The sequence below is a fragment of the Bacteroidales bacterium genome, assembly GCA_031275285.1.
Taxonomy (GTDB): Bacteria; Bacteroidota; Bacteroidia; order Bacteroidales; family UBA4181; genus JAIRLS01.
Map to the genome: position 1 here is coordinate 1 of JAISOY010000090.1, position 6,152 is coordinate 6,152.

At 40.3% G+C, this 6,152-nt stretch carries 4 protein-coding genes; all 4 read right to left on the minus strand.

Translation table 11 applies throughout. The features are described 5' to 3' along the window. On the minus strand, window positions 1-313 hold a 313-nt coding region (locus LBQ60_09770; GenBank protein ID MDR2038199.1), incomplete at its 3' end, for a DUF4959 domain-containing protein. 112 nt (window positions 314-425) lie between these two features. Further along, the gene (locus LBQ60_09775; protein MDR2038200.1) at window positions 426-2,375 is read right to left on the minus strand and encodes a RagB/SusD family nutrient uptake outer membrane protein; all 1,950 of its coding nucleotides are present in this window, start codon (window positions 2,373-2,375) and stop codon (window positions 426-428) included. A gap of 17 nt (window positions 2,376-2,392) precedes the next feature. Continuing rightward, on the minus strand, window positions 2,393-5,431 hold the full coding sequence (locus LBQ60_09780; protein ID MDR2038201.1) for a TonB-dependent receptor: 3,039 nt from the start codon (window positions 5,429-5,431) through the stop codon (window positions 2,393-2,395). Window positions 5,432-5,760: 329 nt separating this feature from the next. Further along, on the minus strand, window positions 5,761-5,940 hold the full coding sequence (locus LBQ60_09785; protein MDR2038202.1) for a hypothetical protein: 180 nt from the start codon (window positions 5,938-5,940) through the stop codon (window positions 5,761-5,763). Window positions 5,941-6,152 lie beyond the last annotated feature (212 nt).

Sequence of the window (6,152 nt, forward strand, 5' to 3'; positions counted from 1 at the left end):
CACTGTACAAATTTACCATTTGCGGATCTGTATTACCAAATCCCTGTACAACAAGCGTATCAGCATATTTTGAAGCCTTTGATTCACAGACTTCTCCATTACGCGTATATACTACTTTCACACCCAGCAAATTATCATCATCCGGAACCTTATACTTAATAACAGCCCCTCCGGGAGTATTAGTAACCTTCACAATGGTAACAGGTGCAGGTGCAGGTGCATCATCATCAACATAGTCAACTCTTCCCTCTTCTTTACAACCAATTATGGCAAGAGGAATCAATATGGATAAAATACATATTATTCTTTTCATATGTAATATAAATTATTGGTTATAATCATATGGCACCCACATGTAAATTGTCTATCTTTTGTATACATGATCGTTCCATTATAATTGTTTTTAGATGATTCATCTTTGAAATTTACCACCCGATATTTTGTACTAAATTCGGATTTTGTTCAATCAGTGATGTTTGAATGGGCCAGAAGTAATCTTTCATTGAAAATTTCTGGTCTGCAATAAATATCTTCTGATAAAAATCTTCCGGCTTACTTGCGGTGACTTTGAATCCGTAAATTCCTTTTGCATATTCGGTATGCGCCTCCTTCCATCGGCGTAAATCCCAAAATCGTTGACCCTCAAATGAAAGTTCGATCAATCGTTCTTGATGTATGATCCGTTTCATCCCATCCTGACTATTATACCTTTGTGGAACATTGCTATAGGTATCCCAGGCCGTCTTGATATCCGGTAGTCCCGCCCTTGAACGTACCGCATCAAGGTAATAGAATAAATCGCTGCTATGTGCCCCGTTGGGTCCTTCTGATTCGTTAATGGCTTCCGCATACAGAAGGTATAAATCAGCCAGCCGTATCATTGGCCATGGATAATTGACACGGTCATATGCCGTTGCACCGGTTTGCCTGTTTTCGTGATGGATCACCTTTTTGAGGTAATAACCGGTTACCGGCCCCCAGTCATACCCCTTTTTCTGTTGAGGTTGTCCCGCACGACAAGATATCCAGAACAAATCGCCCGGTATGGGATCATTGGTCTCTGCTTTATGTCCGTACCATATACCTCCGTCAAAACCCATCCATGCATAAAACCGGGGTTCGCGATTGAAATTTAGTTCCACAGTAGTATAGTCTTTCCTGATATACCACCGTTCGGTATTTCCTCCGTTTCGTAAAGCATACGGATCGACATTGCTCCAAGCCAGGTCATTTTCTATGGGAAGTCCATGATTGGTATAAAACATTTCGGCAATTTTCAATGGAGCCTGAATATGATTGTACAAACTGGGAATATCCGGATATTGGCTCCAGGCTAAGTTAGCTGCAGCCGCATTTTGTATATTATTGGCGATTGAATGGGTATTCGCCCAGATGATTTCATCATTCCATTTCTCAGTAAAAGCAGTCCTCAAGTCCAGGTCCAGGTAAATAGTATCATTAAGCCTTACGCGGCTTTGATGTTTGTGCAATGCTATGCTTGCCTCCTCGCATATCCGTATCGCCTTTTCACATGCTACCACTGCTGAATCCCACCGGGCCTTTTCCTGTTCGGGAGTTTTGTCGGTATTGAATAATTTCAGACCATTTTTATCCTTTAGAGATGCCTGCTCCTGATTATTATTAAAAAGAGGACTTGCAGCATACACACTTATTTTTGCTTTTAATGCTGCTGCAATAGGCCTGGTAATTCTTCCCAGTTCATCCCTGCTCTGTACTTTCAACGGAAGATCAGGTATGGACTCATCCAGCAATTGAAGTACATAATCAAAACAATCATCTATCGGATCACGATAAACACGCACTTCTTCCACACTTGCATTGATAGGGAGACTTTCTTTAATGAGAGGAACAGGCCCCCACTTACGTATCAAATGGAAATGATAATAAGCTTTCAGGAATTTTGCTTCGGCGATCCATTGCAATCTTTCCCATTCAGGTAAATCAGGAACTGTCCCGATTTTTTCGATCATTATATTACAACATCGTATGGCCTCATACATACCACCCCAGTCATTTCCATAAGGTGCACTGGCTGTTTGATATCCAAGCGCAATATTGAACAAATTTCCGCTCCACCATTGAAGACTCTCCCTACGGTCCTTTATCGACCAAAGTTCATCTCCTGTTATATAGCCATGGTTGCCATCCAGACTTCCTTCTGATGTCAGGAAGCCATAACAGGTATATAAATACCTGATGGCTGTTGAACGCATGCTAAAAGCGCTTTCCAAAGTTGCCATACCATCATCAGGTACGATGTCCAGATATTCATTACAGGAAGGAGAAATAAGCGAAATGGTTATTATCGGACAAAGTAGCCATCTCAGTTTTATTTTTTTGATTATACTTTTCATAATATGCTTTTTAAATGTTAATTAAATGTGATATTCAAACCAACATTAAATACTCTTTGAATCGGGTACCCCAGCCCGTTTCCGGCCATTTCCACATCCCAAAGCTTAAATTTACTGAATAACAACAAATTGGTTCCACTCACATAAAACCGGAGTAAACTAATATGGAGCCTATCTTTCCATTTTCCCGGAATCGAGTATCCTATTTCCGCTTGTTTCAAACGCAAAAAAGAGCCATTGCGCATGAACCAGGTACTGGATTGTAAATTATTATAATTATAACTGGGACTGAATCTTGGCCAAAGCGCATACATGTCCTGGTTGTCTTCCGACCAGTGACTGTCTGCATACACCTCCAGTAGATGAGTATTATCTACAAAAGGCGCTGTTGCAACAGGATCTATCCAAAACGATTCATTGGCCAGTCCCTGAAAAAATACTGAAGCATCAAATCCTTTGTATCCGGCGGAAAATCCAAATCCATAGATAATCTCAGGCGTAGTAGGGTTACCAATAGGTACCATGTCAGCAGCTGTAATCTGTCCGTCACGGTTAATATCCGTATATTTAATATCACCTCCGCCATATTCTTTTCCAAAAGTCTGATCGGGAGAATTCCGGGCCTCGGCATCATCCATAAACAAGCGTTCGGCAATATATCCCCACTCCTGCTTTAAGGATAAACCGACATGCGAACGCCAATACTCATTGTATTCCGGTTCTTCATAGACCTCATACTTGCTGGTGGAATAAGTAAAATTCGCCCGTGCTGAAGTCCAGAAATTTTCGCTCCACACATGCTGGTAATCAGCCTGTATATCAACACCTTTGGCAGAGGCCTCTCCGATATTCGCCCTTACTGAGGCCTGCAACCCCATGGTAGATGGGATAGCCGAACGTGTCATCAGAATATTGCGGCGTTTTTCTGTAAAATACTCCGCTATAATATTCAATTTATTCCACAATCCTACTTCAAGGGCAAAATTCTGTTTGGTAGAGGTTTCCCAGGTAATATCTGTATTGGCATACCGATTTACCCTTATACCGGCTCCTCCTTTATCCCAGTTTTCCCCGAAATAAGCACCCCTGTCTGAATCGAACATATTTACCTGAGACAGGTAAAAAAAACGGTCTGTCTTATCTCCGATCTGATCATTTCCGACTAAACCGTACGAATAACGCAATTTCAGATTATTCACCACCGGTTTTACTTTCTCCCAGAAATGTTCGTTTGAAATAAGCCAAGCTGCACCTGCTGAAGGGAAAAATCCCCAACGGTGATTTTTAGCAAATCGTTCGGAACCATTGTAGCCAAAGTTGAATTCTGCAAAATATCGACTATCGTACGAATAGGTAGCCCGCCCTGCTAAACCGACATTACGGGAAGGTAACGACAACTGTAAAGTTCCCTGATTGGCAGCCAGCCATTCACGGGTAGTGAGAACCATCAAAGCGCCTACCGTATGTTTACCAAATGTGTTACCATAATTAAGCCTTGTTTCGGAATACATGGTCGATTCCACAGTTTTAGGACCTTCCCCGTATTCGAGATGTTCAGTTCCGTTTTCATTGATACGCTCCAGATGGTATTCTCCTGTAAAACTATCATAACCACCCCTCAGCTTATAATAGTACGGATAATATAATCTGGATACATCAAATTCCGCCAAACGCGATATATTGACCATAGACATAATGTTCAATCCGTCTATAATAAAATTGAGATCCTGATTGATCTCTACCATAGCAAGCATCTGGGAACGTGACCTGTCTTTATAGCCCCTTACCATCTGCGCATAGGGATTGATATATCCTCCGGTACCATAATTACCGAACATGATATGTTTCACATATTTGAAATCCTCATCAATGGGATAATAAGCAGGAAACAGCACAGGATTCGAACGGACAATCATCTTATAAACGTCTTCTCCTCCGTTAAGCGGCCCGGTATAATTGTCAAAATTACCGGTAAGACGTACACTCAGCACTGTCGTTTTAGTAACATCCACATCTACATTTGCTCTTAGATTGTAATTCTTAAAGTCAATATTATTATTAAAACTATTCCTCTTATCTACCTTAAGTATCCCATTATCTTTCGAATAAGCTGCAGAAACATAATAACGTGCAACAGTACCACCTCCGGAAACGTTTAGATTGGCACGATAGCTCGTAGAGTAATCTTTCATCAGCATGCTTTGCCAATCATTAGCCGGATATATGTAAGGGCTGGATCCGGGACGCAAAGTATTTTCTATTTTATCCTGACTGTATGGTAACTCAGCCAAAGGATCCCTGGTCAGAACAGCCTCATTATGCAACTTCATATAAGTGATAGGATCCGCAAACTTGACATTTCTGGTCGGAGAAGAGAATGAATTTTCCACACGCAGGGATATCTTGGCCGGTCCTTCAGATCCACGCTTAGTTGTTACCAGTATCACCCCGTTGGCTCCCCTGGCACCGTACAATGCTGTAGCAGTAGCGTCCTTCATGATAGAAAAGCTGGCAATATCGTCAGGCTGGAGTCGAGCAAGGTCTGTAGTGGTCAATTCGATATTATCAATCAATATGAGCGGATTGGTATTGTTTCCGAAAGTCGTAATCCCTCGTACAAAAAAGTCGGCATTGTCGGCTCCGGGTTCTCCGCTACGCTGGTATGCGATCACCCCGGCCATATTTCCTGCCAGCGCTGTAGTCAGATTGCTTGAGGGCACCTTCAATTCAGCAGGATTGATGGTGGTGATGGCTCCGATTACACTTTCTTTTTTCTGTTTACCAAAAGCGACAACCGTAACTTCATCCAGCTCATTTGCTGTCGGTTTTAATGCCACTTCAATGTATGTATTGTCTTTCACCTCTATGGTTTGAGGCTCCATACCAACAGATGAAAAAACCAACTTATCGGAAGGGCTGACCCTTATTTCAAAAGTACCGTCCATATCTGTCGATACACCTCTGGTAGAATTTTCCACTGTTATGTTCACTCCGGGAAGTGTTTCCCCGGTTTCAGCATCAATGACTTTTCCTTTTATGAGATTCTGTCCCATCATTGAAAAAGGGATAAAAAAAAGTAAATAAAAGATTAGACTAATTCGTTTTTTCTTTTGATAGTTTTTTGAAACCCTGAGGTTTCTTTTATTTAAAAGTAGATTCATAATGAATGTAAATTATTGGTTATTCACTAAACCATTAAAATCCGAATCAATATTCTCAGAAATAACTTTATAAATAGTTGACAATTCGGACAGTAAGGCATTACTAACATTGCCGTAAAATTTCTTTTCCCATAGGCACATTTTTTAAAATTTGGTAACTGAATAATTGAAAACGGAGCAGTATAAAGTGGTTATTTTTTCATAGGCATAGTTTTTAATAGTTTTTATTTATGGACATAAAAAAACCATGGTTTGGAGGGAATATCCCCGCAAACCATGGTTTTGAAATATTTATTTAATATATTTCGCGTGTGCGAAATAATATCTTCTATATCTTCTATATCATCTCTCTCTCTCTCTCTCTCTCTCTCTCTCTCTCTCTCTCTCTGCAAGAGGCGTGCCAAAGCCATTGTTATTAAGGCTTGTAAGCATGTATAATATTATAGATAAAGAGTACAAAATGGCAAAAGTATCAAAATTAACAACCTTTCTCAACAAAATCATCCCTAAACATAAGATTGAGACCTTATTGCAATGACAAAGAAAAATAAAATATTTGAAGATTATCTTTTTAGTATGTATAAAAATACGCAATCGATTGCGTATTTTTATACAT